The organism is Okibacterium sp. HSC-33S16 (genome assembly GCF_024171565.1).
In the GTDB taxonomy this organism is placed as follows: domain Bacteria; phylum Actinomycetota; class Actinomycetes; order Actinomycetales; family Microbacteriaceae; genus Mycetocola_A.
The window spans coordinates 78812-102864 of the sequence record NZ_JALJZZ010000007.1 but is presented as its reverse complement, the minus strand read 5'-3'; the positions used below and the strand labels follow the sequence as shown (position 1 = coordinate 102864).

General features: G+C 66.4%; 24 protein-coding genes. 10 read left to right on the top strand and 14 right to left on the bottom strand.

Features of this window, described 5'->3' with window-relative positions:
- Positions 1-3 precede the first annotated feature (3 nt).
- Positions 4-1095: an aromatic acid exporter family protein gene (locus L1277_RS14965; RefSeq protein ID WP_253377539.1), complete on the bottom strand. Its 1092-nt coding sequence runs from the start codon at positions 1093-1095 to the stop codon at positions 4-6.
- A gap of 57 nt (positions 1096-1152) precedes the next feature.
- Between L1277_RS14965 and L1277_RS14960 the strand changes: the two genes are divergently transcribed.
- On the top strand, positions 1153-1833 hold the full coding sequence (locus tag L1277_RS14960; protein ID WP_253377538.1) for a hypothetical protein: 681 nt from the start codon (positions 1153-1155) through the stop codon (positions 1831-1833).
- Here L1277_RS14960 and L1277_RS14955 read toward each other — a convergent pair.
- From L1277_RS14955 to L1277_RS14915, 9 genes are all read right to left on the bottom strand, one after another.
- Positions 1816-2385 carry a GNAT family N-acetyltransferase gene (locus L1277_RS14955; protein WP_253377537.1) on the bottom strand — a complete coding sequence of 190 codons (570 nt, stop codon included), beginning with the start codon at positions 2383-2385 and terminating at the stop codon, positions 1816-1818. The two genes, L1277_RS14960 and L1277_RS14955, sit on opposite strands and share 18 nt — an antisense overlap.
- 31 nt (positions 2386-2416) lie before the next feature.
- Positions 2417-3070: a response regulator transcription factor gene (locus L1277_RS14950; RefSeq protein ID WP_253377535.1), complete on the bottom strand. Its 654-nt coding sequence runs from the start codon at positions 3068-3070 to the stop codon at positions 2417-2419.
- The gene (locus tag L1277_RS14945) at positions 3067-4242 is read right to left on the bottom strand and encodes a sensor histidine kinase (protein WP_253377533.1); all 1176 of its coding nucleotides are present in this window, start codon (positions 4240-4242) and stop codon (positions 3067-3069) included. Before L1277_RS14945 ends, L1277_RS14950 begins: the two co-directional genes overlap by 4 nt.
- 56 nt (positions 4243-4298) lie before the next feature.
- Positions 4299-5171: an ABC transporter permease gene (locus tag L1277_RS14940; RefSeq protein ID WP_253377532.1), complete on the bottom strand. Its 873-nt coding sequence runs from the start codon at positions 5169-5171 to the stop codon at positions 4299-4301.
- On the bottom strand, positions 5164-6105 hold the full coding sequence (locus L1277_RS14935) for an ABC transporter ATP-binding protein (protein WP_253377530.1): 942 nt from the start codon (positions 6103-6105) through the stop codon (positions 5164-5166). The genes L1277_RS14940 and L1277_RS14935 overlap by 8 nt, the downstream gene beginning before the upstream one ends.
- A gap of 95 nt (positions 6106-6200) precedes the next feature.
- Positions 6201-8030, bottom strand: a complete 1830-nt coding sequence (locus tag L1277_RS14930) for a glycoside hydrolase family 15 protein (protein WP_253377528.1) — start codon at positions 8028-8030, stop codon at positions 6201-6203.
- A gap of 78 nt (positions 8031-8108) precedes the next feature.
- Positions 8109-9005, bottom strand: a complete 897-nt coding sequence (locus tag L1277_RS14925) for a glucose 1-dehydrogenase (protein ID WP_253377527.1) — start codon at positions 9003-9005, stop codon at positions 8109-8111.
- A 61-nt stretch (positions 9006-9066) separates the two neighbouring features.
- The gene (locus L1277_RS14920) at positions 9067-9633 is read right to left on the bottom strand and encodes an alpha/beta hydrolase (protein ID WP_253377526.1); all 567 of its coding nucleotides are present in this window, start codon (positions 9631-9633) and stop codon (positions 9067-9069) included.
- Positions 9634-9648: 15 nt separating this feature from the next.
- On the bottom strand, positions 9649-10962 hold the full coding sequence (locus L1277_RS14915; RefSeq protein WP_253377525.1) for an MATE family efflux transporter: 1314 nt from the start codon (positions 10960-10962) through the stop codon (positions 9649-9651).
- A gap of 669 nt (positions 10963-11631) precedes the next feature.
- Here L1277_RS14915 and L1277_RS14910 point away from each other — a divergent pair.
- The 5 genes from L1277_RS14910 to L1277_RS14890 all read left to right on the top strand — a co-directional run bounded on the left by L1277_RS14910 (position 11632) and on the right by L1277_RS14890 (position 15600).
- Complete coding sequence (locus tag L1277_RS14910) at positions 11632-11985, top strand: VOC family protein (RefSeq protein ID WP_253377524.1); 354 nt, start codon at positions 11632-11634, stop codon at positions 11983-11985.
- 52 nt (positions 11986-12037) lie between these two features.
- Positions 12038-13012, top strand: coding sequence for an ABC transporter ATP-binding protein (locus tag L1277_RS14905; protein ID WP_253377523.1), 975 nt, complete (start codon positions 12038-12040; stop codon positions 13010-13012).
- Complete coding sequence (locus L1277_RS14900) at positions 13009-14625, top strand: ABC transporter permease (protein WP_253377522.1); 1617 nt, start codon at positions 13009-13011, stop codon at positions 14623-14625. The genes L1277_RS14905 and L1277_RS14900 overlap by 4 nt, the downstream gene beginning before the upstream one ends.
- Before the next feature lie 146 nt (positions 14626-14771).
- Positions 14772-15212: an META domain-containing protein gene (locus L1277_RS14895; RefSeq protein ID WP_253377521.1), complete on the top strand. Its 441-nt coding sequence runs from the start codon at positions 14772-14774 to the stop codon at positions 15210-15212.
- A gap of 25 nt (positions 15213-15237) precedes the next feature.
- The gene (locus L1277_RS14890; RefSeq protein WP_253377520.1) at positions 15238-15600 is read left to right on the top strand and encodes a heme-binding protein; all 363 of its coding nucleotides are present in this window, start codon (positions 15238-15240) and stop codon (positions 15598-15600) included.
- A gap of 58 nt (positions 15601-15658) precedes the next feature.
- On the opposite strand, the gene L1277_RS14885 is transcribed toward L1277_RS14890, so the two are convergent.
- Positions 15659-17104, bottom strand: coding sequence for an MFS transporter (locus L1277_RS14885; protein WP_253377519.1), 1446 nt, complete (start codon positions 17102-17104; stop codon positions 15659-15661).
- 48 nt (positions 17105-17152) lie between these two features.
- Here L1277_RS14885 and L1277_RS14880 point away from each other — a divergent pair, with 48 nt between their 5' ends.
- From L1277_RS14880 to L1277_RS14865, 4 genes are all read left to right on the top strand, one after another.
- Positions 17153-17719 carry a TetR family transcriptional regulator gene (locus L1277_RS14880; RefSeq protein ID WP_253377518.1) on the top strand — a complete coding sequence of 189 codons (567 nt, stop codon included), beginning with the start codon at positions 17153-17155 and terminating at the stop codon, positions 17717-17719.
- Positions 17720-17792: 73 nt separating this feature from the next.
- Positions 17793-19841: a M13 family metallopeptidase gene (locus L1277_RS14875; RefSeq protein WP_253377516.1), complete on the top strand. Its 2049-nt coding sequence runs from the start codon at positions 17793-17795 to the stop codon at positions 19839-19841.
- Positions 19842-20033: 192 nt separating this feature from the next.
- On the top strand, positions 20034-20957 hold the full coding sequence (locus L1277_RS14870; protein WP_253377515.1) for a serine hydrolase: 924 nt from the start codon (positions 20034-20036) through the stop codon (positions 20955-20957).
- Between the two features lie 568 nt (positions 20958-21525).
- Positions 21526-21999 carry a VOC family protein gene (locus tag L1277_RS14865; protein ID WP_253377514.1) on the top strand — a complete coding sequence of 158 codons (474 nt, stop codon included), beginning with the start codon at positions 21526-21528 and terminating at the stop codon, positions 21997-21999.
- A gap of 33 nt (positions 22000-22032) precedes the next feature.
- Here the strand turns inward: L1277_RS14865 and L1277_RS14860 are convergent, their stop codons facing one another.
- The 3 genes from L1277_RS14860 to L1277_RS14850 are packed head-to-tail and all read right to left on the bottom strand — an operon-like array spanning position 22033 to position 23920.
- Positions 22033-22440 (bottom strand): NUDIX domain-containing protein, encoded by a 408-nt coding sequence (locus L1277_RS14860; RefSeq protein WP_253377513.1) that lies wholly within the window; start codon positions 22438-22440, stop codon positions 22033-22035.
- Entirely contained in the window at positions 22437-23174 is a 738-nt protein-coding gene (locus L1277_RS14855) for a triacylglycerol lipase (protein WP_253377512.1), read from the bottom strand. The genes L1277_RS14860 and L1277_RS14855 overlap by 4 nt, the downstream gene beginning before the upstream one ends.
- Positions 23171-23920: an alpha/beta fold hydrolase gene (locus L1277_RS14850; RefSeq protein ID WP_253377511.1), complete on the bottom strand. Its 750-nt coding sequence runs from the start codon at positions 23918-23920 to the stop codon at positions 23171-23173. Before L1277_RS14850 ends, L1277_RS14855 begins: the two co-directional genes overlap by 4 nt.
- Between the last annotated feature and the right edge of the window lie 133 nt (positions 23921-24053).

Genomic DNA, 24053 nt, shown 5'->3' with positions numbered 1-24053 from the left:
CCGTCAGGCCCCGTCGGCCGCGTTGTCCATGGTGGCAAGAATGCGGCGAAGATCCATGGCGACGGATGCCACGGGGCTGAGCACCGAGGGCGCGCTTCGGTCTTCATCCAGTCGCGCGATGAGTGTGTCGGCAGCAGCGTTCGCTGCACGAACGGTCTCCTCGATGCCTTCCCCGGAGTTGTGGTCGCTCAGGACCTCGGCAACCGCGTGCAGGGTGTCAGACAGCGGCTCGCGCAGCCGATCGGGCACCTCCGAGTGGAACCCGGCGCCCCAAATCGCGGCCGCGAGCACCTCGGTGAGGTCCCGCACGTAAAAGGTGATGCGCTCGAGCGCTTCGAGGTCACGGTAATCCTCATCGACGTCTCGACGGTGCAGTCGCGCACGGGGGTTCCCTCGTCGGCTCTCATCCGCATCACGGACGGCCTGCCGCACCGCATCGGCGGTCGTGACCAGCGTGTCGCTGCGACTCGCCCACTCCTCGTGTTCGGGGGGCCAGCTTTCCGTCAGCGCGTCCCCGATGTCGTCGAGGTGGGTGGCGAGTAGCGTCCGAAACTGGGCGAGCTTCATGACGGCGCCGCGAAAGTTCAGCGGGGGCAGGATCAGCAGGTTGACCAGGAGCCCGACCGTGACCCCGACGCTCATCTGCACGATATAGCCGATGGAGTAGGCGTCAGCGTTGGGACCGCCGATGATAAGCACGAAGAGGGCGGCCACCGGAACGTAGTCACCACCCGTTGTGAGCCAGCGGCTGCCGGCGATGATCACGCCGGCGCCGCAGACGAGGGCGATGGTGATCACGTTGGGCTCGGCGAGCACGAGCACAAGGACGGCGAGCAGGATGCCAATGGCGAGAGACGCCAGCGTTTCGATGCTCGTGCGCACGGAACTCATCAGGGTGGGGTACATGCTGATCAGCGCGCCGAGCGGAGCGTAGTAGGGGTACTGCTCGGCCACCCCCGGCACGAGTGGGGCGATGAGCCAGGCGATCCCGACGGCGATCGCGGTCTTCACGGCAAGGAGGAACCGGGGGTGCGAGAGCCAGGACTTCACGCGCGTCCCGGTGCTGCGCACGGCGGCGCGTGGGGCTGACGTCATCGATTCATCCTCACAGGTTCACCCTGAGAAGGCTATCTCTGCTCGCTACAGTGAACTATGACAACGAGGGAACGGGTGTGGTTGGCGGTCGGCATCACGCTGGTCGGAAACCTGCTGCTCGTGCTTCCGCTGTCGATGGCGGCCATCCCGTTCCTCCGCGACCGAATGTACCTCTACTGCGACTTCGCGCGAATGGGCGCATCAGACCCCGGCTCGTTCCTCTGTGCAGACGGGATCAGTTACATCGGCCCTGGCCTCGTGCTGGGGATCGTCGTCGCCCTGCTCCTCCTCGCGGCGGCGCTCGTCGTGGCCATCTGGATACCGCGTCCTCTCGTCGCGGTTCGGGCCGTGGCGGGAGTGGCGATCACGAGCCTCGCTTTCACGGTCGCCGCATCCCTCGTCGCGTCGGGAAACCGGCACCCGGCCAGCGCCATTCCGGAGGGAGCGTGGTCGCTCGTCATGGCGACACCCACCGTGCTGTTCTCCGTCGCGGCCGTTGCACTCGCTCTCACCGGTGTTCTCCGGGCGCCGGTCGCGGTGCGGGTGGCACTGTCGGTATCGGTGGCCCTCATCGCCGCGGCCACCGTTATCGAACCGACTCTCGCTTTCGGGACGGTGCCCGCACTCGGGGCGGCCGGTGCCGGACTGGTCCTGGCGTCCCAGAGCACCTTCCCGCTCGGGAGGTCGAAGGCGGGTACCCCGCCAGTGTCACCACGGACGTCAGCGGTGCGCGGCTGACCACTCCCGGTCGAGGATCGCGTACACGCCGGTGTCTGCCCACTCGCCCTTGATCCTCATGTCCTCGAGGAGGTGCGCTTCCTTCCGCATACCGAGTCGACGGCACACGCGGATCGACGCGTCGTTGGCCGGGTCGAGCGTCGCGATCACCCGATGGGCTCCGACGACGGTGAACGCGAACTCGAGAAGCGCCTCAGCGGCTTCGGTCGCGTATCCCACCCCGGCGTAGTCGGGGTGCATGATCCAACCGATTTCGAGGCACTCGGCGTCGGCGTTGTCGACCGCGAGGTACATCTGCCCCATCACCCGACCGTCGTCGCGGCGCTCCATCGTGGGCTGCAGGTAATCCCCGGACTTTTCGAGTCGGGTTTTGGTTCGGCTCTCCGCGACCTTGGCCTCTACCGACTCACGGTCGCGCGGCGAGAAGAGCAGGTAGGCACAGACGTCCTCGCGCGACTGGAAGGCGTGGATCGGGTCGACGTCCGCCATGGTCGGCTGCCGGAGGATGAGCCGCTCCGTCTCGAGGGGCCGGGTGAATTCCGTTGCGCGCATGCCTCATGCTAACCAGCACCGCCGCTAAGCGTCAGAGCAGCCCGAGTTCCAGCGCGAGCGTGACCGCACGCGTTCGGTCAGAAACCCCGAGCTTCTCGAACACATGAATCAGGTGGGTCTTCACTGTGGCCTCGCTGATGAAGAGCTGCTTCGCGATCGTGGGATTGCTGGAACCGGCCCCGACCAACCTCAGTACCTCACGCTCACGCGCGCTGAGCTTCGGTCGTTCAGCTGCCGCGCCCTGTCGCATCCGCTCCACAAGTTTTGCGGCAATCGCCGGAGCCAACACGGTTTGACCGCTCACGACCGACCGCACCCCCGCGACGATCTCGTCGTGCGGTGCCGCCTTGAGCAGGTAGCCGCTCGCGCCGGCCTCGATGGCACCGAGGATGTGATCGTCGGTTTCATAGGTGGTGAGAATCAGGACCCGGGTTGTCGGCCTGGTCTCGATGATCTGAGCGGTCGCGGTCGCGCCGTCGATCTCGGGACCGTGTGCCACGGGCATCCGCAGATCCATCAGCACCAGATCGGGTCTCAGCGCGTCGGCCAGTGCCACCGCTTCCGCTCCGCTCGCCGCCTCGCCGACCACCTCGATGCCGTCGGCCAGGTTGAGCAGCGCGGCGATGCCTGACCGCACGATGGGATGGTCGTCGGCGACAAGCACCCGAATGGGCTGATCGGTCATGCGGTGGGCGCTTTCGACAGGGGAATATCGACAGTGAGCAGCGTGCCTGGTTCAGTCACGACATCCGTCACGGTGAGCGTGCCACCGACCAGGCCGACTCGGTCGCGCATGCCGCTGAGCCCGAAACCGCGGTCGTCGCCGGGCCGATAACGGCCGAGCCCGATGCCGTCGTCCCGAATGTCCAGCCTGACGCTTCCCTCGGTCTGCGAGACGGTGACGGATGCCGCCTGTGCGGCCGCGTGCTTTCTCACGTTCGCGAGGCCCTCCTGTGCACACCGCAGCAGGACGACCTCGATCGCCCGGGGCAGCTCGGCCACGGCGACGTGGGTGCTGACGGCGACCGAGGTTTCACGCGAGAAGCGCTCGCCCAGTCGAGCAAGCGTTTCAGACAGTGACGCGTCGCTCGAGCCGAGCCCCGCGTTGGCGGTGACAAGGGCGCGGGCCTCGCCGAGTGCGTCTCGCGCCGTCGACTCGATGAGTTCGAGCGTCGCCTCGGCCGTCGGTCGCTCCAGCCGGGCGCGCTGGGCCAGCATCACCACGCTGGTGAGGCTCTGGGCGATGGTGTCGTGAATCTCGCGGGCGAGGCGTTCGCGCTCAGCGGTGGCGCCGGCGTCCCGGCTCAACGCCTCAAGCTCGCCCTGCGCAAGCCGCAACTCGCCCAGCAGGCGGCCGCGTTCCTCGCCGTAGTTGCTGATGCTCGTGATCCACAGGCCGAGGGCGAGGCTGAACGCCAGCGAGAGTCCACCGACGAAGAGCGCCTCGATCACACCGTCGGTCCCACCGCCGAGCCCGATGCCAAACCCGACGGCCATGATGATCGCCGCGCCGACATTGGCGAGGACTGCCTGCCGTGTGGTGAGCGAGACGACCCAGATCAGGGGAAACGCGATCGCCTGGGCGGTCACGACATTGGGCTCGAATGCGGCCCCGCAGCCGACGAGGACGGCGAGCACCGCCTGGAAGGTGACGCTGGCCGCTGCCGACTGGGAGGGCGACGGGTGCTCGGCAAGCACGAGCAATTTGCGCCCGAGCGTGACGTAGGCCACGCAGACCAGAACGAGGACGGTGAGCGCGGCCCAGCGGTCGAATCCGTCGGAGGTGTAGATCACGGTCACACCGACGATCACCACCGTCGCAAGAACCGCGATGTCCCACCACTTCGGATTGTTCACGGCACTACTCTCTCGCATTCGGTGACGGGCGGGTGCCGGTTCGGACACCTCCGGCGTCAGCCGTCCTTGCGGATCCAGCGGAAGGTGAACCGGCAGAGCAGCAGCCCCACGACGCACCAGATGAGCATGATGGCTGCCACCCAGCCGAGTTCCCAGCCGGCGTTCTGCTCAAGCGGTGCGAAGTTTTCGGGCAGGAACACCGAGCGCATGCCCTGCGCGAGCCACTTGAGCGGGAAGACACTGGCGATGTTCTGGAGCCACTCGGGCAGCATGGTGAACATCAGGTAGACACCCGAGATGAACTGCAGCACCAGCACGATCGGAATTACGACGGCCGTCGCACTCTTCCCGCTCCGCGGCACGGCCGACAGTGCGATCCCCAGCACCGCTGACGTGATGATGCCGAGGAGGTAGAGCCAGACGAACCGGGCCCACAGCTCGGGTTCGGTCGGTAGTTCGATGGCGAACACGACCCGAGCGACCAGCAGCAACAGTGCAATCTGCGCGAGCGACGTGACGAAGACCTGCCCCATCTTGCCGATGAAGTAACTGATCACGGGCAGCGGTGATCCGCCCAACCGCTTGAGCGTCCCGTCACTCTTCTCGGTGGCGATGTCGGTGGCGAGGTTCTGCACCCCCGAGAGCAGGATGCCCGCCGCAATCATCCCCGGCAGGTAATACGCGCCCTGCGTGATGCCGCCGCTGCCATCGGGGTTCGTCCCAATGTTGCCCGACGTACTGAACGCCGTCGCGAAAATTGCGAGCATGACGACCGGAAACAGAAAGGTAAAGAACACCTGGTCGCCGACCCGAAAGTAGGTCTTCGTCTCATACCCAATCCTCTTCAGGCCCAAACGGATGCCACGGCCACGCGGCAGCGCTGGGATCGGTTTCGCCGCTGTCGGTCGAGTGAGTGTCGATTCAGACATGCGCTGCTCCAGTCGGTTCGGTCGTTTCCGCCGCTTCAGCCGCTTCAGCATCGGCTGCTGCAACGAGGCCGAGGTAAATGTCCTCAAGGCTCGGCCGAATCACCTCGAGATCGCGCGGCTCAGTGCCGGACTGCAACGCGAGCGCCGTGACAAAAGCGGCCGGTTCAGAGGTGCGTTCCTCGCGCAGGCCGGTCGCATCGCGCCAGCGCACGACCGGAGTCCGGGCGTCTGCGCCGCCGATGGTGCCGACCGGCCCGATTTCGACGAGTTGCCCCGCGGCGATGACGGCGACCCGGTCAGCGAGCTGGGCGGCCTCGTCGAGGTAGTGGGTGGTGAGCAGGATCGTCGTGCCCTCGGCCTTGAGCGAGCGGATGAGTTCCCAGAAGTGGCGGCGTGCCTCGGGGTCGAACCCCGTTGTGGGCTCGTCCAGGAAGAGCAGTTGCGGGCGCCCGATGACACCGAGCGCCACGTCGACGCGCCGACGCTGTCCGCCGGAGAGTTTGCCGATGCGGGTCCCGGCCTTCTCGGTCAGCCCGACGGCGGCGATCACCTCGTCGACGTCCCTGGGGTGCGTGTAGTAGGCCGCGAACTGCTCGACCTGCTCCCGCACGGTGACGTGCGCGGCCTCCGCGCTCGACTGCAGCACGATGCCGAGTTGTGCTTTCCAGGCCAGGTCGCCCTTCTGCGGGTCGACGCCGAGCACGCGCACCTCGCCGCTCGAGCGGTCGCGGTAGCCCTCGAGAATCTCGATAGTCGTCGACTTGCCCGCACCATTCGGCCCGAGCAGCGCGAACGTCTCGCCGCGCGAGATGTCAAAGCTCACCCCACGCACGGCGGCGTGTGCGCCGTAGCGCTTGACGAGGTTCCGCACCTGGACGACGGGCGGGTCGGACAGATCTGCGGATGCCTGTGGCGCGCTCGTCGAAGAGGTCATGGTTACAGGATCGTCCTGTCACCCCCTTGCGCAACAGAGGTGGCTCGGCTGATTCACAGGTCAACCGATCGGTGGATGGCCGGTCAACCGAGCCGTTAATTTCCGTCGTCCAGCTCGGCGATCAGGATGGCCGTATAGATGAGCGAGAGGTGGCTGAGGCCCTGGGGCAGGTTTCCGACGAAGTCGAGCGAATCAGCGTCGATCATCTCCGCGTACATTCCCACGTCGTTGGCCAAGCCGATGAGCTCTTCCATCAGCGCCTTCGCTTCAGCCATCCGGCCCACACACGCGAGCGCCGCCGCCCGCCAGAAGGCGCAGGCCACGAAGGTTCCTTCCTCCTCACGCATGCCCGTGTACCGGTAAACGAGCGGACCTTCGCCGAGCTCGGCGGCAATCGCATCGATCGTGCGTGACATCCGCTCGCCGCGATCAAAGCCGCTCGGCGCATGCAGCAGGATGGACGCATCCAGCTCGTCTGAACCGGGGTACATGGTGTAGCTTTGGCGGTCCTCCGACCAGCAGTTCTCCGCGACCCAGTCGGCGATGCGGTCGCGCTCGACCTCCCAGCGGGCGGCATCGCCGGGTACCTCGCCGAGCTCCGCCAGGTGAACGGCGCTCGACAGCGCCTGCCAGCAGCCCAGCTTGGAGGTGGTGTAGTGCCGAATCTCCTTGAGCTCCCAGATGCCAGCATCGGGCTTCTGCCAGTCGTCGCAGGCTCGATCGGCCACCGCCGCGAGGGAGCGACCGGTTTCAGCGTCGAGCACGTTGCCCGCGTCGACATAGCTCCGCATCACGTCGAACAGGTCGCCGTACGGCCCGAGCTGCAACTGGTGCTTGGCATCGTTACCGCACACCACCGGGCCGAGTTCGCGCCAGCCGGGTGCCTCGGTGTGCTCGATTTCGTCGGGGATCTCACCATCGAGCGTGTAGAACACCTCGAGGTTCGGCCCGTGCTTCCGGATCGTGGTGAGCAGCCAGGACACCGCGGCCTGGCTCTCCTCGCGCAGTCCGAATCGGATCATGGACTGCAGTGTGTACGCCACATCCCGCACCCAGGCGAACCGGTAATCCCAGTTTTTACCCCCGCTGATCGTCTCGGGCAGCGAGGTCGTCGCTGCGGCGGCGATCGCCCCGGTCGGGCTGTGGATGAGCAGCTTGAGAGCGAGGGCGCTGCGCTGGACCGCGTCCGACCACGGCCCGTCGAACGAGAACTCCCGGGACCAGGCGCGCCAGTTCTCCACCGTTCGGTCGATGCCGCGGTCAACGTTGCGCGGATTCGGCGGATGAATCGGCTCGCGCGCCGTGCCCGACACCGCGATGAGGTGCCGTGACCCCTCGCTCGTGGTGAACTTCCCGTCCAATTGGTGAGTGCCCGGTTCGTTCGGCCCGTGCTCCACCCCGGTGACCGCGAGCATCACGCCATCTGCCCGGATCACCGGCCAGTTTGCCGTCCGGTCCACCCACGGCATCGTCGTGCGGAGCGTTCGCCCGGGCTGGACCGACCACCTCACGGCAACCGAGCCTCGAACACCGTCGACCCGCCGCGCCAGTTCCGTCCACGGCAGCCGTCCGGCGACACCTGTCACCAGCGCGTCAGTGATGCGAACGATCCCGGATGCCGTCTCGAACGTCGTCTGCAACACGTTCGTTCCGGAAATATAGGCCCGCGTCGCCGTGAACGGTTCCACCGGTGACAGGGTGATGCGTCCGCCGTGTTCGGCATCGAGCAGGGCCGCAAACACCGGCTTGGAGTCGAGCGCCGGGATGGGCAACCAGTCGACCGAGCCGTCGAGCGCGATGAGAGCGACCGTTCGGCCGTCGCCGATTCCGGCGTAACCGCGGAGGTCGGCGTATCCGTCGGTTCGCTCGAGCGCACCGGCAGGGTTGGCCGGTCGCAACGGCCCGGTCCCACGTTTCGCTGTCACCGTTGTTCCTGTCCGCCTCGGTCGGATCACCTCACTGAAGAAGGTGCCGCCCGCCATGCGGCGGACGGCACGCGGGTGTTACGGCGTCGGCATCCCGCCGTTCACGTGAAGGGTCTCTCCCGAGACATAGCTCGACTCGCCCGACGCCAGGAACACGTAGGCCGGTGCGAGCTCAGCCGGTTGGCCGGGGCGTCCGAGCGGCGTGTCCTCACCGAAGCTGGGCAGTGCCTCAGTGGGCTGGCCGCCCGCCGTCTGCAGCGGAGTCCAGATCGGGCCGGGCGCCACGATGTTCACCCGGATTCCCTTAGGCGCGAGCTGCTGGGCGAGTGCCTTGGAGAAGGTGTTGATCGAGGCCTTGGTTGTGGCGTAGTCGACCAGGTTCTCCGACGGCTGGTAGGCCTGGATCGACGAGGTGTTAATGATCGTCGAGCCGGGGCCGAGGTGCTTCAGCGCCGCCTTGGTGACCCAGAACATCGCGTAGACGTTGGTCTTGAAGGTCTCGTCGAATTGCTCGTCGGTCAGATCGAGCAGGTCTTCGACGTGCTGCTGTTTTCCGGCATTGTTAACGAGGATGTCCAGGCCGCCGAGGTCAGATACCACGCGCTCAACGAGGTCGCGGCAGTAGGTCACGTCGGTGAGGTCGCCGGGGATCGCGACGGCTTTTCGCCCGGCGTCCTGGATGAGACCGACGATGCGCTGGGCGTCTTCCTCTTCCTCGGGCAAGTAGGAGATGGCGACGTCGGCACCCTCACGGGCGAAAGCGATGGCGACGGCAGCGCCGATGCCGGAGTCTGCGCCGGTGATGAGGGCTTTACGGCCCTTCAGGCGGCCAGCGCCGTGGTAGCTCTTCTCGCCGTGGTCGGCGGTTTCAACGAGGTCGGCGTCGAGGCCGGGGCCGTCTTGCGACTGGGCCGTGGTGTCGATGTCGGAGTACTTCTTGCTTGGATCTTCGAACGTGTGCTGGTCGGGCGACATGAGAACCTTTCCTGCTTCATCGGGGAACGACGCGATACCTCAGCGCCGTTCTTCGATGGTGTCAGGGCACCCGAGTTTCCAGCATCCCGTTGACCACGGGAAGCAGTTCAGGTATGGAATAGCAGCCCAACCTGTCGACGAAATGCCCTCCACCCGGCACGATCGTCAGCGGAGCGTCGAGCTCATGGGCCAACTCCGCAGTGAACGGAGGGGCAACGGTGGTGTCGTTGTCCGAGCCCAGGACAGCGCGGTGCGTGATGGTGTCCGCGAGAGCGCGAAGATCGATGGGTGGCGCCGTGAACGCGCTGAGCTGGGGCAAATTTGGCAGCGCAGACACGAATCCGGCGACGAGGATGAGGCCGCGCAACCGCCAGGGGCGTGGCATCCGCTCAAGAACGCGCAGCGTCGTTATGGAGCCCAGGCTGTGTCCAATGAGGATGGTCTCATCGTCAACCTCGCCGATGGCAGCAGAGAGCGTCTCGACCCACGGCTCACGCTCGGGCGCCGTGGAGTTCGGCAGGGCCGGAACGCGGACCATGCCCGGCGCGAACTGTTCGGTCAGCCAGGGAAACCAGTGACGATCGGGGGCGGCGTTGTAGCCGTGAGCAACGATGATGCGTGGTGCCATTGTTCGAGTCTGGCATTAGATGCCGGTGCGCATCCATGCCGTTGTGCGGGCCCGCAGGCCGAGAGTGAGGGCCCGTGCCGCGAGGTAGCCGAGCGAGAACGCAGCGGTGAGGAAGGCCAGGCCGGCCGCATCGCTCGGTGCCGATGTTGCGACCCAGATCGCGAGTGGGAGAAAACAGGCGAGGTTCAGGATGCCGCTGAGCGCGAGATAGCGTGCGTCGCCGGCGCCGATCAGCACGCCGTCGAGCACGAAGACGAACCCGGCAAGCGGGGTGCTGATGCCCAGAACGACAAGGCTCGGTGTCAGCAGCGCCGCGAGATCCGCCTCGCCCGTGAACAGCAGGCCGGTGACCGGGGCGGTGGCCATGACCAGGAGGCCGAGCACGACTCCGGAGCCGACGCCCCAGCTGAGGCAGCGGACGAGTATGGCGCGCACGCCGGCGGTGTCGGCCGCGCCGAGGCCCTTGCCGACGAGGGCCTGTGCGGCGATGGCCAGCGCGTCGAGCACAAAGGCCGTGAGGGTGAAAAGGGTCATGACGACCTGGAAGCCGGCGAGTTCGGTGCTGCCGAGGTCCGTGGCAACGAAAGTGGCCAGCAGGATGGCCGCGCGGAGGCTCGCCGTTCGCACGAACAGCCAGCCGCCAGACAGCGCTGAGCCGGAGATGCCGTCGCGCGATGGCCGGACGTCGGCGCCGGTGCGGCGGGCATGCCGCATCACGACGGCCAGATAGACACCGGCCATGCCCCACTGGGCGATGACGGTGCCGATCGCCGAACCGGCGATGCCGAGGCCGAGTGCGTAGATGAAGACGAAGTTGAGCACGACGTTGGCGGCGAACCCCACACCGGCGACGAGCAGCGGGGTGCGCGTGTCCTGGAGCCCGCGAAGCACACCGGTGCCCGCGAACACGAGGAGCATCGCGGGGATGCCGGCCATCGAAATAGAGAGGTAAACGGATGCCTGCTGCGTGACATTCGTCGACGCACCGAACCAAGACAACATCAGTGGCGTCGCCGCGAAGCCGGCCACTGCGAGCACCATACCCAGCGCCACCGATAACCAGATGCCGTCGATTCCGACCGAGATGGCGCCGCGTTCGTCGCCGGCACCGAGTCGGCGGGCCACGGCCGGGGTGGTGGCGTATGCGAGAAACACCATGAGGCCGATGATCGTCTGCAGGATGGCGCCAGCAAGGCCAAGGCCCGCGAGTGGTGCGACGCCGAGGTGGCCGATCATGGCTGAGTCGGCGAGGAGGAAAAGCGGTTCGGCGACGAGCGCACCGAGAGCCGGAACGGCGAGGCGCAGGATGTCGCGGTCAACCGTTCTCACCCCTCGAGCCTACGGGAGGGCGGGTCTGGCGGGGTGCCGCAGCCTTCGCCGCCGCCGCCGCCGCCGCCGCGCTGTGCCGTGCCCTTCGCCGCCGCCTCCGGGCGGTGCTCGGTCGATACGGGCTGCTCGAGCCTTTGCTCGGTCACAAAGGGCGACTCATTCGTTGCTCGGTCACAAAGGGCGACTCATTCGTTGCTCGGTCACTTTAGGTCACGTTTCGAGCCTTAAAGCCGCCGTTACCGCCGGAGCAAGGAGGCGAGTGACCACTACTGACGGAGCAACCGCGGTGCAGTGACCCTTTCTGCCCGAGCAACCCACTGACCCGCATGCGGCACCTCGAAGTGAGGGGTATTCCGACCATTAGTGACCGAGCAACGCAGCGACGCGGACGTTGTGTCCGGGGAGCGGGCTCGTGTGTGACCACTAGAGACCGAGCAACGCAGCGACGCGGAGGTGTGCCCGGGGAGCGGCCTCGTGTGTGACCACTAGAGACCGAGCAATGCGACGCCGGGGTATCGCCCAGGGCGTCGCCCCGGGGCGCGCCCCGTGCGTCGTGCCCCAGGCGTCGTGCCCGGGGGAGCGGGCTCGAGCGACCACTATCGACCGGGCAACCGAGGCGGTCGCAGCGGCCCCTTCCGTTCGCGGCCCTTTCCGTCGTAGTGTCGCGGCATGATTGGTGAATTCAGAAGCGTCGTGCTCGACTGCCCGGATGCCCGCGGCCTCGCCTCGTTCTACGAGAAACTCCTCGGCATGGATCGCATCATTGACCGTGATGACTGGGTTGCCCTGCAAAAGCCCGAAGGCGGTCCCCGCGTCTCGTTCCAGCAGATCGAGAACTACACCCCACCGCAGTGGCCCGGGCAGGTCGTGCCGCAACAGCTCCACATCGACGTCACCGTCGACGACCTCGACGCCGCCGAGGAACAGGTGCTCGCCCTCGGAGCGACCGATGCCGGCTACCGCGAGGACGACTTTCGGGTGTTCCTCGACCCAGCCGGTCACCCGTTCTGCCTCGTCGAGTAGTCGCCGCCGACACCCTTACCAACCGTCGCCCTGAGGCGTAGTGTTCGGCTTCATGAGCACGGTAATCCAGGCTCGCAACCTGCAGAAACACTTCGGTCGGGTGCACGCCCTCGACGGCCTCGACCTCGACGTACAGCCGGGTGAGATCCACGGTTTCCTCGGCCCGAACGGTGCCGGAAAGTCGACGACAATCCGCATCCTCCTCGGGCTCGCCCGGCCAACAGGCGGCGAGGCAACGGTCTTCGGACAGAATTCCCGAACGGATGCCGTCAGCATTCACTGCAGGCTCGCTTACGTTCCCGGCGACGTCAGTTTGTGGCCGAACCTGACGGGCGGCGAAGCGATCGATCTGCTCAGCCGGCTGCGTGGCATCCGTTCACGCGATGAATATGATCGACGCAAACGGCACCTCCTCGACGTGTTCGAGCTCGACCCGAGCAAGAAGGGGCGCACCTACTCGAAGGGGAACCGGCAAAAGGTGGCGCTCGTCGCGGCGTTCGCCGTGCCGGCCGAGCTGTACCTGCTCGACGAGCCGACGTCGGGGCTCGACCCGCTGATGGAGGCCGTGTTCCGCCGCGAGCTCAGTGAGCGCGTTGCCGACGGCGGCACGGTGCTGCTGTCGAGTCATATCCTCAGCGAGGTCGAGCAGCTCTGCTCACGAGTGAGCATCATTCGCGCCGGGCGCCGTGTCGAGGAAGGGTCACTCGCCGAACTCCGCCGGCTCACCCGGACGGAGGTGTCGTTCTCGGCCGCGAACCTCACCGAAGCCGACCTGGCCGGAATTCCGGCGGCACGCGACGTGCGCATCGACTCGGGCCGCGTCGCCTTCACGGTCGACAGCGCAACGCTCCTCGAGGCGTTGCCCGTGCTCGCCGCCCTACGGGTCGAAGGCCTGACGATCACACCGCCGTCGCTGGAGGAGCTTTTCCTTCGGCACTACGGTCTCGACAGGAACGACGCCCAGCCGCCCACCGCCGCCGTGGCAGCAGAGCCGGCCCACGCCCGGCACGCCCGGAGTGGTCGGTGACCGGCCTCGGCTCGCTGCTCCGGCAGCGCATTCGACGCGATCGCGTGCAGGTGCTCAGCTGGCTCCTCGCGATCGGCGCGCTGGTGTTTTTCGCGGCCACTGCGCTCGAGGACAACTTCGGCGGCCAGGCCCAACGCGAGGTACTCCTCCGCCTGGCGACGGCGAACCCGGCGATCGTCGTCCTCCGCGGTCCGCCACAGGGCGCCGATTTCGATGCGCTCTTTATCTTCTCGATCTTCGCGTTCCTCGGCCTCCTCGCCGGGTTGGTCAACACGTTCCTCGCGGTGCGTCATTTCCGTGCCGAGGAGGAAACCGGTCGCGCCGAACTCGTTGCAGCCACTCCGATCCCGCGGCTGCTTCCGCTGACGGCAACACTCCTGTGGGGACTGATCGTCAATCTGCTGCTGGCTCTCATGGTGAGCGGATGCTGCGTGGCCGCCGGTCTGGACGTCGCCGGTTCGATCCTCACGGGGGTTGCCCTCGGGGCCATCGGCATCTCCTTCCTGGCGGTGGGGCTGCTGGCCTCGGAACTCATGCTCACCTCCCGTGCCGCCAACGGCATCGCGGCCGGAACCGTCGTGCTCGCCTATCTGGCTCGAGGCGTCGGGGACGCCTTGGGCGCGGTGTCGGATGACGGGCTGTTTGTGACCAGCGCCTGGCCCAGTTGGCTCTCACCGATCGGCTGGGGGCTTGCCAGCCACCCGTTCACGGCAAACGACGCGACCCCGCTGGTGCTGAATGTCGGTCTCGCGACGGTGCTGGTGGCATCCGCGTGTCTGTTGCATGTGCGTCGCGACAGCGGCGCGAGTGTTTTCGGCGCCGGACGGGGACGGGCGACGGCCCGCGCAACGCTGTCGGGGTCGCTGGGCCTCGCCTGGCGCTTACAGTGGCCGTCGGTGATCGGGTGGGCGCTCGGTGCTGCGCTGCTCGGTGCCTTCGGTGGCGCGCTGGGCACCATTGCAGGCAGTGACGGTGCGACCAACCCGATCGCCGAGCAGTTGCGAGCATTGTCGGGTGACGGCGAATCGCTCAGCCAGGCCTTCCTCTCGGTGATCTTCACGGCGGTCGGCATCCTCGCGGCCGGTTGCGCCGTTCAGGCCGTCATTCGGGCTCGGCAAGAGGAGGCCGTCACAACCGCGGAACTCGTGCTTGCTGCGCCGGTGCGCCGCGTTAGATGGCTCGCTGACTACCTCGCGGTCGGGATCGCGGCCGTGCTCATCGTGCTGATCGTGGCGGCAGTTGCTGCGTCGCTCTCGGCTGCGGCGGTCGATGCGGAGGAAGGTGCGGCACGGGATGCGTTTGCTTCGGCGCTGGCCCAGCTTCCTGCGGCGCTGCTGTATCTGAGTCTGGTCGCTTTGGTCTTTGTCCTGTGGCCGCGGTTCACGGCGCCGGTCGGCTGGGGAGTGCTGGTCGCCGGGGCGTTCCTTGGCCTGTTTGGCAAACTGGTTGGCCTGCCCGAGTGGGCCGAGAATCTCTCGCCGTTCAGCCACACACCCGTCGCGCTCGGAACCGAGGTGGATTGGAGCGGGGGATTTGTGATGATTGCCCTCGCGCTTGTGGCCGGGGTGGGAGCATCCGTTCTCCTGGAACGGCGGGATATTGCGAGCATGTAATCGACGGGTGTGACCGAGGCCTAGCCGCTCGGTGGGGACGTCGCTAGACTCGCCGGAACGGGCGCTGGTGCGATGAGTTTCGACGGTATTCGACTGCAGGGGATCGGACCACGAGCAGCACCGAGGTGCCGGTTGGGAGGTGCTCCATGATCGCGTCACGTTTCGCACGATTGTCTGCGGCGATGTCGGTCGCCGCCGTGGTCGTGTTGCTGGGGGCGTGCGCGTCGTCAGGAGGGGCCTCCGACGATGAGCAGGATTCATCGGAGCCGACAGAGACCGCAGAAGTGCTCACTACCAAGACGCTTGTCGGCACGTGGGGATCCACTGCCGAGCATCACCCCAACCTGACCTTCGACGAGGAGGGCGGGGTGACCGGCACGGACGGGTGCAATCGGCTGGTCGGGTCGTGGACACTCGACGGGGATTCGGTCACGCTGTCCGACGTAGTGACGACGCTCATGGCGTGCGAGGACGTCGACACCTGGCTCAGCGGCGTGTCATCGGCGCAACTCGCAGATGACGACGACGAGCTACAGATCTTTGATGCCGAACAGAACGAAATCGGAACGCTCGAGCGAGCCGACTGAACAGTTCAATTCACCGAGGAGAACGATGAACACCCTGACACTCGCGGATGCCCGCGCCCTGATCGCCGCCGCTGAGCAGCGAGCCGACGAAATTGGGCAGCCGATGAATATCGCTGTGGTCGACGCGGGCGGAAACCTCATCGCCCACGTGCGGATGGATGGCGCCTGGATCGGCAGCGTCGACATCTCGACGAAGGACCTGGGCGAGAACTCGCAGCCGGGTCAACAATTCTTTGGCATCCACGCGAGCAACGGTGGGAAGGTCATGATCTTCGCCGGTGGGATCCCGATTCAACGCGACGGCGTTGTGATCGGCGGCCTCGGGGTGAGCGGTGGCACGGGTGAGCAGGACCAGACGGTGGCCGAAGCGGGGATTGCCGCCCTTTAACCCCTGATGCCCTCCGCGAGATACCGATGAAGGACGTCGCGGAGGGCACGGAGCGGGTTTAGCCGAGGTGCAGTACCTTCTCGGCCGTTTCACCCATGGGCATCAGTGACTCCTTGGACCCACGGATGAAGGTGGCCGCGATGAGAGAGCCAACCACGAGAGCAATGGCCGTGCCGATGAACACCGCTGAGTAGCCGGAGACGAGGGCATCGAGCCCCGTGCCGCTCGCGCTGCCCGCGGTGTACAGCGCCGTGTAGATGCCGAGCCCGATTGACCCGCCGACCTGCATGGCTGCGGTGTTGGCCGCGCTCGCCGCACCCGCGTCGTGCGGTTCAACACCAAGGAGGGCCAGGTTCTGCATGGGCACGAAAAGCATGGCCATCCCGATGCCGAGCAGAACCATTCCGGGGAACACCTCGGTCCAGTAGCTGCCGGTCGAGCTGAGGCGACTGAGCCAGACCATGCCACCCGCGGCGATGAGCGGACCGACGACCATGAGCACCTTGGGACCAATCTGCGGCAGCAGCTTGGTGGCGATGGGAGCAACAACACCGATCACGATGGTGAGCGGAAGTGAGGCGACTCCGGAGAGGAGGGGTGAGAAGCCCAGCACGATCTGCAGGTGCAGGGTGACGTAGAGCATCATGCCGATCATTACGCTGCCGGAGACCATCTGCAGGAGTAGCGAGCCACCACGCACCCGGCTGGCGATCACGCGCAGTGGAAGGAGAGGCTGTGTGACTCTCGACTGGGAGAAGAAGAACAGCGCCATGAGCACAACGCCGGCGCCGAGGCAGGCCCAGACGCCGAGCGAGTCCCAGCCTTCTTCGGCGAGGGTGAAGCCGTACACCAGTGACCCAAGTCCGAAAGCGACGAGTACCGTGCCGAGGAAGTCGTACTTGTTGTCGCCATCCGCCTTGCTCTCCCGCAGCAGGACGGCGGCAGCGATCATGGCGATGATGACGACCGGGACGTTGACGAGGAGGCACCAGCGCCAACTGAAGAATTCGGTGAGCACACCGCCGAGAAGCAGCCCGACCGCTGCCCCCGCACCACCGATGGAACCGAAGACCGCGAATGCCGTGTTGCGCTCCCGGCCGGACGGGAATGTCGTGGTGAGGATGGCGAGGGCCGCTGGCGCCATGAGTGCGGCGAACACGCCCTGCAGTCCGCGGGCAACGATGAGTTCGACGCCCGTGCCGATGAGGCCGCCGTATGCGCTCGCGATGCCGAAGCCGATCATGCCGACCATGAAGGAGCGCTTGCGGCCCCAGTAGTCGGCGATGCGTCCGCCGAGGAGGAGCAGTGCGCCGAATGCGAGGGCGTATGCCGTAACGACCCATTGCCGCTGGACGTCAGTGAGCCCGAGGTCCTGCTGCGCCTGGGGGAGGGCAATGTTGACGATCGTGCCGTCGAGGACGACAACGAGCTGGGTCAGGGCGACGATCGCCAGCACCCACCAGCGGCGCGTGGCGGTGAGTGGAGATTCGGACGGAAGTGACACAGGAAACCTTCCAAATAAGTATTTGCTTTTTAGCTCTACAATGATTGCATGACAACCGGTTCCCTGCGCACGAAAGAGGTCATTCTCGCGGCCGCTCGGGCAGAATTTGCGGCACATGGGATGGCCGGCGGCCGGGTCGATCGGATCGCGAAGGCGGCCGGTGCCAATGTGCAGCGCATCTATGCCTACTACGGCGACAAGCAGGGCCTCTTCGACACCGTCGTCCGTGGTGCGGCCCAGAGCCTCTCGACCGCCATTGGCGGAAGGCAACCCAACATCGAGGCGTTTGCTGGCGCCGCCTTCGACTACGTCGTTCAGAACCCCGGCAACACCCGCATCATGACGTGGGCCCGGCTGGAGCGTGAAAACGAGTTCTTCGAGATGATCGAGATCGGGCTCGAGGAGATGACGCCAATCCAGGCCATCGCCGACCTGCAGTCGTTAGGCCTCGTGACATCGGCCTGGGACGCCGCCACACTGCTTGAAGCGATCATCGCGCTGAGCGAGCGCTGGCACTCGAACTCGCCGACGTACGGGGGAGGCGAGGTCGCACAGCACCGTGAACTCGTTTTGACGTTCGCTCGCACACTGGTAACCGAACCGGCCACGTCGTAACCGAGGAGGAGCCGCGAACGCAACGCGAAGCATCCGCTGCCTCAATCTCAAGGGTCGCAACTAGGGTGGATTCATGACGAACGCACCGCTTGACTCCGGTATTGAACTCGATGAACTCAACCCGGAGGTGCGTCCGCAGGACGACCTCTACCGGCATGTGAATGGCCGATGGCTGGACCGCACCGAGATTCCTGCAGACAAGGCGCGCTGGGGATCCTTCCACCAGCTTGCCGAAGAGGCCGAGAAGGCGGTCAAGGACATTATTCTCGAGGCGCAGGACGCACCGGCCGATGCGACAGGCCCGACAGCGGCCGAGCAGCGCAAGGTGGGCGACCTCTACACGAGTTTCATGGATGACGAGCTCATCGAGACGCTCGGCGCCGCGCCGATCGCCGAGCAACTGGCCGCGATCGACGGCATCGAGTCGATCGAGCAGTTCGTCGCAACGGTTGCCGGGCTTGAACGCGTTGGCGTCAGCGGGTTCTTCCAGCTCTACGTCGACAACGACCCGGGCAACCCCGAGCGTTACCTCGTCCTGATCGAGCAGGGTGGCATTTCGCTGCCCGACGAGAGCTACTACCGCGAAGATTCCTTTGCGGCCATTCGTGAGGCCTACCTCGCGCACGTGCAGCGCCTCTTCGAGCTGGCCGCCGAAAGCCTCCCCGATGACACCACAGCCGCCGACGTTCGCGCGCAGCGGGTGTTTGAGCTGGAGACGAGCATTGCGGCCGCGCACTGGGACAACGTGCGCACCCGCGACAGTGAGGCCACCTACAACCTTTATTCATGGGCGGATGCCACGGCACTGTTCGCGGGTGCCGCTGGCGTTGAGGGAGACAAACGTGACGTATCGGGCGCCGCAGCCGGGCTGCTCGACACCTGGCGGGCCGCCCTCGGTGCTCCGGCCGGGGCGTTCGACGAGGTCGTCGTACGCGAGCCGAGCTTCTTCGAGGAGCTCGCGCCGCTGCTCGTGCCGTCGCGGCTCGAGGCGTGGAAGGACTGGCTGGCGTGGAAGATCATCCACGGCGCAGCGCCCTACCTGTCGAACGACTTCGTGGAGGAGAACTTCGACTTCTACGGCCGCACCCTCTCGGGGACCCCCGAGTTGCGTGAGCGGTGGAAGCGCGGGGTTTCCCTGGTCGAGGGCGTGATGGGTGAAGCTGTCGGCAAGATTTACGTCGAGCGGCACTTCCCGCCGCAGGCCAAGGAGCAAATGGACGTTCTCGTCGACTACCTGGTGCAGGCGTACCGCGAGTCGATCTCAACCCTCGACTGGATGAGCGAGGCGACACGCGCCCGGGCCCTCGAGAAGCTCGAGAAGTTCACCCCGAAGATTGGGTTCCCAGTGAAGTGGCGTGACTACTCGACGCTGACCGTCGACCCGCGTGACCTGCTTGGCAATGTACGTCGGGCCAGCGCTTTCGAGTTCGACCGCGAGCTCGGCAAGATTGGCAAGCCACTCGACCGCGACGAGTGGTTCATGACGCCGCAGACCATCAACGCTTATTACAACCCCGGCTTCAACGAAATCGTCTTCCCCGCGGCAATACTTCAGTTCCCCTTCTTTGATGAGAAACGGGATGCCGCGGCGAATTACGGCGCAATCGGTGCGGTCATCGGGCACGAAATTGGGCACGGTTTTGACGACCAGGGCTCCAAGTACGACGGCGATGGTCGACTCACCGACTGGTGGACCGAAGCCGACCGCGCCGCGTTCGAGAAGCGCACAGCGTCGCTCATCGAGCAGTACAACGCGCTCGCGCCGGCCCAGGTTCCCGACCACCACGTCAACGGGGCGCTCACCATCGGTGAGAACATCGGCGACCTCGGCGGCCTGTCGATCGCGTGGAAGGCCTACCTACTCTCGCTCGACGGTGAGGAACCGCCCGTGATCGACGGGCTCACCGGCGCCGAGCGCTTCTTCCTCTCCTGGGCCCAGGCCTGGCAGCAGAAGAGTCGAGACGCTGAGGCCATCCGCCTGCTGGCGATCGACCCGCACTCACCGAACGAGTTCCGCTGCAACCAGATCGTGCGCAACATCGACGAGTTCTACGAGACCTTCGGCGTCACGGAGTCCGACGCCCTGTGGCTCGACGAAGCCGAGCGCGTCACCATCTGGTAACCCGCCCAATTGCCTCCCTCAGGATTTTCTCGAAACGAGGGAGGCAATTGAGGTAGCGTGGAAAATGGTCGAAACCGCTCGCGAGGGTGAACGGGGCAGTGCAGCAGTCGACCGTTATCGACGTCGATTTCGTCGTGGGGGCCGGGAGCCGTCTGGTTTCCACCGAGTCGACTCTTGTGATGGAGAACTTGCGTGGTACCGCCGACTCAGCAACCCCCCGCTTCCCAGTCCACTGGACGACTGCGGGCCCGGGATCGTCGGCGCGCCAAGCACCGCTCAACCGAGCCGACCGAGTCGTTCACCCGAAGCTTCAAGGCGCTCGGCTACCTCGCTCGCAACGGCGTGCAGGTGTCAGCACGGGTCGCTGACCTGGCCAGCGGAAGCGAACTGCTCAGCGTCGACGACTACGTCGTGATGCCGACGGCCTCGGTTGGCAAGGTTCTCCTGCTCATCGACGTCGCGGCCCGGCTCTCCGACACCGAGTTCGCCGCACTCACCATTCTTGACCGGGAGTCCGACGACTCCGTGGGTGACTCGGGTCTGTGGCAGCACCTTCAGGTACCGTCCTTCCCGGTCGCTGACCTTGCGGCGCTCGTGGCAGCCACGAGCGACAACCTCGCAACCAACGTGCTGCTCCGTCTCGTCGGCCTCGACTCCGTGCGGGAGCGCGCCGAGTCAATCGGCCTCAAGCGGCTCGCCCTGCTCGACAAGGTGCGCGACACCCGCGGACCCGACGACGCACCGCACCTCTCCGTCGGATCGATGAAGGAACTCGCCTGGCTGTTCTCGGCCCTGGCCCGTGGTGAAGTCGTCGACCAGGCCACCAGCCAGCGCGTCGCCAGTTGGTTGTCCCTGAACACGGACCTGTCGATGGTCGCCTCGGCGTTCGGCCTCGACCCGCTCGCGCACCGCGGTGGCGACCACGGGATTCAGATTTTCAACAAGACGGGCACCGATGTGGGCGTGCGCACCGATGTCGGGGCCGTTCGTGGCCCGCGCGCCGGAGTCGCCTACGCCGTGTCGGCCTCGTTCACCGATACCGGGTTGTCCACGCGGTTGGCCGTGCTCGACGCGATGCACACGATCGGACTCGACCTCGTGGAGTACGTGCACTAACGCTGACGCTCGGTCACGCGTGGCTGAAGCCTGAGCGCCTTTCGCGAGCTCCGTCACAAATGGCGACAGCCACCGGCCGCTCGACGTCGACCTCCGTCACAAATGGCGGAACGCTGGCCGCCCTCCTCGCCCTCCGCCACAAATGGCGGAACGCCGGCCGCCCTCCTCGCCCTCCGCCACAAGTGGCGGCAATCACGCGTCTCCTCGGTCAGAAAGGGTGGGACCGACCATTGCTCCGTCGAAAGCGGCGAGGAAGTGCCGGGTTTCCTCGCCCTTACTGCCGGAGCAACCGTCCGGGAGCTCCCGTTCCCGCCGTTAGTGTCCGCGCAACCGTGCGGGGGCTCATGCTCCCGCCGTTAGTGTCGGAGCAAACGTCCGGGGGCTCCCTCTCCCGCCGTTAGTGTCCGAGCAACGTCTCAAGCCGCCGTCCGGGCCGTTGCCGCCGTGCCCGCCCTGCGTGCTCGAGCAACGCAGGCCATCGACGCCCGCGCACACGCATCCACACCCGTGGGAAGAGCTCGCACCTCACAATGGTTGCCTCTGACACGACCGCAGAGGAGACCCGAAAATGAGCAACGTCCTGCAGATGCGCCTCGTCGTTGAGGCCGACGACTTCGATCAGGCCATCGCGTTCTACCGCGACGCCCTCGGCCTGCCCGAAGAGGCCGCGTTCGAGGGCGACGGTGACGCCCGTGTCATGATCCTCGATGCTGGCCGAGCCACCCTCGAGATCGCGAATCCGGCCCAGAAGCGCATGATCGACGACGTCGAGGTCGGCCGCCAGGTGGCACCGCGCCTGCGGGTTGCCTTTGAGGTGACGGATGCCGCGGGCCACACCGCAACCCTCACCGAGCACGGCGCGACGTTGGTCGCCGCACCTCGAGTGACGCCGTGGAACTCCCTCAACGCCCGGCTCGACGCGCCAGCCGGGCTGCAGATCACTCTGTTCGAGGAGCTCGACGAGGCGGCGCGCACCCAGGCGCACCCGGCCGCTCTTCCAGCGCCCACCCCGCCGAGCGATGAGGCCGGCGATCAGCGCTAGTTGAGCGAGCCGGAGGCGCCGACGGCCGCGACCTTAGTCGATCATGCCCAGCGCCGCGAGCCGCCGCAGCACGTCCGCACCCGCTGGCGGACAGCGGTCGATGGCTGCCGTCGTCACCCAGTGCACCTCACTGACCTCCGCGCTCGGCCGCGGCTCAGCATCGGCCTCAGCGCCAAACACAACCATTCGCACGAGTCGCCCGTCGGGTTCGCCGTGCGCTTGCGTGACGACGGTGAAGAGTTCGGAAACCGTGCCGGGGACGAGACCGACCGCCACCTCTTCGGATGCTTCGCGGGCGGCACCATCCGCTGGGCTTTCTCCCTCATCGATCTTGCCGCCGGGCATATACAGGACGTCGCGCCCCCGCGCCCGCACCATGAGTACCTGCCGGTCTCGAACGAACGCAACAGCTGCCACGAGAATGTCGGGGTGACGCGTCACTGTTCTCCTTGTGAAACGGATGCCGCCACGGCGTCTTCAGGACGGCTCGCGAGAAGCGTAACCGCGTCTGCGGCAGCGTCAACCGCTTCGGCCGAGTGCAAGATCCGAAAGTGCCCGCTCACCGGTATCCGCACGTTGGTCGCTCCGACGAGCACACTGCCGTCGGGAACGTGCGGGTCGAATGGTCCGAAAATCGACACAATCTGGGCATTCACGCTCGAGTCCCGGCCGAGCAGCACGATGGTGTCGTCGGTCGGCGAGAACGCGCGCAGCGTCTGGCCGAGCAGGTACTTGGCGTAGCGGGAGCCGGCGAACGGCGTGCACACGGCAACGAGGCCGCGGACGCCGAGATCCTCGTGGTGGCTGAGCATGAGGTGCTTGCCGACGAGCCCGCCTTTGCTGTGAGCCACGATGATGCGACCGGCCGGGTTGGCCCTCACCCGCGCGAGTGCCGCGGCCAGGCGGTCTGAGGTCTCGACGATGGGGCGGCGGTTGTAGCCGAGGCCGTGCACGACGCTGATCGGGTAGCCGTCCTCCCAGAGCCGGTCCGCGATCGGTTTGAGGAAGTTCCACCGCTCGTAGACACCCGGGATCAGGACGATGGTGGGCTTTCCGGGCTCACCGTGTGCGTAGTGAGAGGGCACCCGCCAGCCACCGGCGATCGCTCGCACGTGCAGTGCCGCTGCGTCGAGATAGTCCAGTGCCCAGACGCCCGCTTTGTCGAACAGATTCACACTCGGCCCTCCGTGTGCCGGACGATGAGCGAGGCAACGCGCTTGCCGTGGGTCATCATCACCTCATGCCCAGACCCGGGGATCTCGACCAGGCGGCTCCGCGGAATCGCCGCCACAATCGTCTCGACCCACTCGCGTGGGCACACCTTGTCTTCGCTTCCCCGCACAACAAGCGTGTTCGCCCGCACGTTCGGCATGGTCTTCTCGACCTCGTGCCTCATCATGGAGCCGAGCTTTTTTACATACCAGCGCGGGCCGGCCTTGAGGTAGTACATCAGCCCAATGCCGAAGACCCGCGCCTGTGCACCCCAGAGGTCCTGCACCAGCCGAAGAGCCTGGGTGCGTACACGTCGCTCGGCGGGGTTCACCGTTGGGCTGATCAGGACGATCGATTCAAAGATCTGCGGATGCCGCGCGGCGGCTTCGACCGCAACCTGCGCTCCCATTGAATGGCCCACCAGCACGGGTCGAACAATGTGCTTCCGCTGGACAAGCTCGGCGATGAGATCGCCGGACTGCGCCATGGTGAGTGGGTTCTCCGGTTCAGGTGCATCACCGAAACCGGGCAGGTCGAGGGCGTACACCCGACCGTGCATCCCAAGTGCCTCGGTGAGCGCGCCACAGTAGTGCCGGCCCATCCCGATGCCATGCAAGAGGACGAAAGAGGGTCCGGAGTGCAACCCGCTCTCCGCAACGACCGTCACGCGTTCACGAGTGCGAAACTCATGGGCGGATGGGGTCGGCATGCCGCCAGTCTACGGAGGCGATCTGGGGGCCCGGATGGGGTTGCGCGGTGCACGGGCACGTGCACTGGACCGCCGCTCAGGTGGCCGCGGCTAAGCTGGAGGGGCTTCCGTGCAGCCGGCACGGGCACTCTTT

Bases quoted from the DNA above. Each gene is read 5' to 3' on its own strand.
- L1277_RS14910 (WP_253377524.1), top strand. From the start codon at position 11,632: ATGATTGGTGAATTCAGAAGCGTCGTGCTCGACTGCCCGGATGCCCGC.
- L1277_RS14950 (WP_253377535.1), bottom strand. From the start codon at position 3,070: ATGACCGATCAGCCCATTCGGGTGCTTGTCGCCGACGACCATCCCATC.
- L1277_RS14925 (WP_253377527.1), bottom strand. From the start codon at position 9,005: ATGTCGCCCGACCAGCACACGTTCGAAGATCCAAGCAAGAAGTACTCC.
- L1277_RS14905 (WP_253377523.1), top strand. From the start codon at position 12,038: ATGAGCACGGTAATCCAGGCTCGCAACCTGCAGAAACACTTCGGTCGG.
- L1277_RS14890 (WP_253377520.1), top strand. From the start codon at position 15,238: ATGAACACCCTGACACTCGCGGATGCCCGCGCCCTGATCGCCGCCGCT.
- L1277_RS14895 (WP_253377521.1), top strand. From the start codon at position 14,772: ATGATCGCGTCACGTTTCGCACGATTGTCTGCGGCGATGTCGGTCGCC.
- L1277_RS14940 (WP_253377532.1), bottom strand. From the start codon at position 5,171: ATGTCTGAATCGACACTCACTCGACCGACAGCGGCGAAACCGATCCCA.
- L1277_RS14880 (WP_253377518.1), top strand. From the start codon at position 17,153: ATGACAACCGGTTCCCTGCGCACGAAAGAGGTCATTCTCGCGGCCGCT.
- L1277_RS14955 (WP_253377537.1), bottom strand. From the start codon at position 2,385: ATGCGCGCAACGGAATTCACCCGGCCCCTCGAGACGGAGCGGCTCATC.
- L1277_RS14865 (WP_253377514.1), top strand. From the start codon at position 21,526: ATGAGCAACGTCCTGCAGATGCGCCTCGTCGTTGAGGCCGACGACTTC.
- L1277_RS14935 (WP_253377530.1), bottom strand. From the start codon at position 6,105: ATGACCTCTTCGACGAGCGCGCCACAGGCATCCGCAGATCTGTCCGAC.
- L1277_RS14875 (WP_253377516.1), top strand. From the start codon at position 17,793: ATGACGAACGCACCGCTTGACTCCGGTATTGAACTCGATGAACTCAAC.
- L1277_RS14850 (WP_253377511.1), bottom strand. From the start codon at position 23,920: ATGCCGACCCCATCCGCCCATGAGTTTCGCACTCGTGAACGCGTGACG.
- L1277_RS14960 (WP_253377538.1), top strand. From the start codon at position 1,153: ATGACAACGAGGGAACGGGTGTGGTTGGCGGTCGGCATCACGCTGGTC.
- L1277_RS14965 (WP_253377539.1), bottom strand. From the start codon at position 1,095: ATGACGTCAGCCCCACGCGCCGCCGTGCGCAGCACCGGGACGCGCGTG.
- L1277_RS14920 (WP_253377526.1), bottom strand. From the start codon at position 9,633: ATGGCACCACGCATCATCGTTGCTCACGGCTACAACGCCGCCCCCGAT.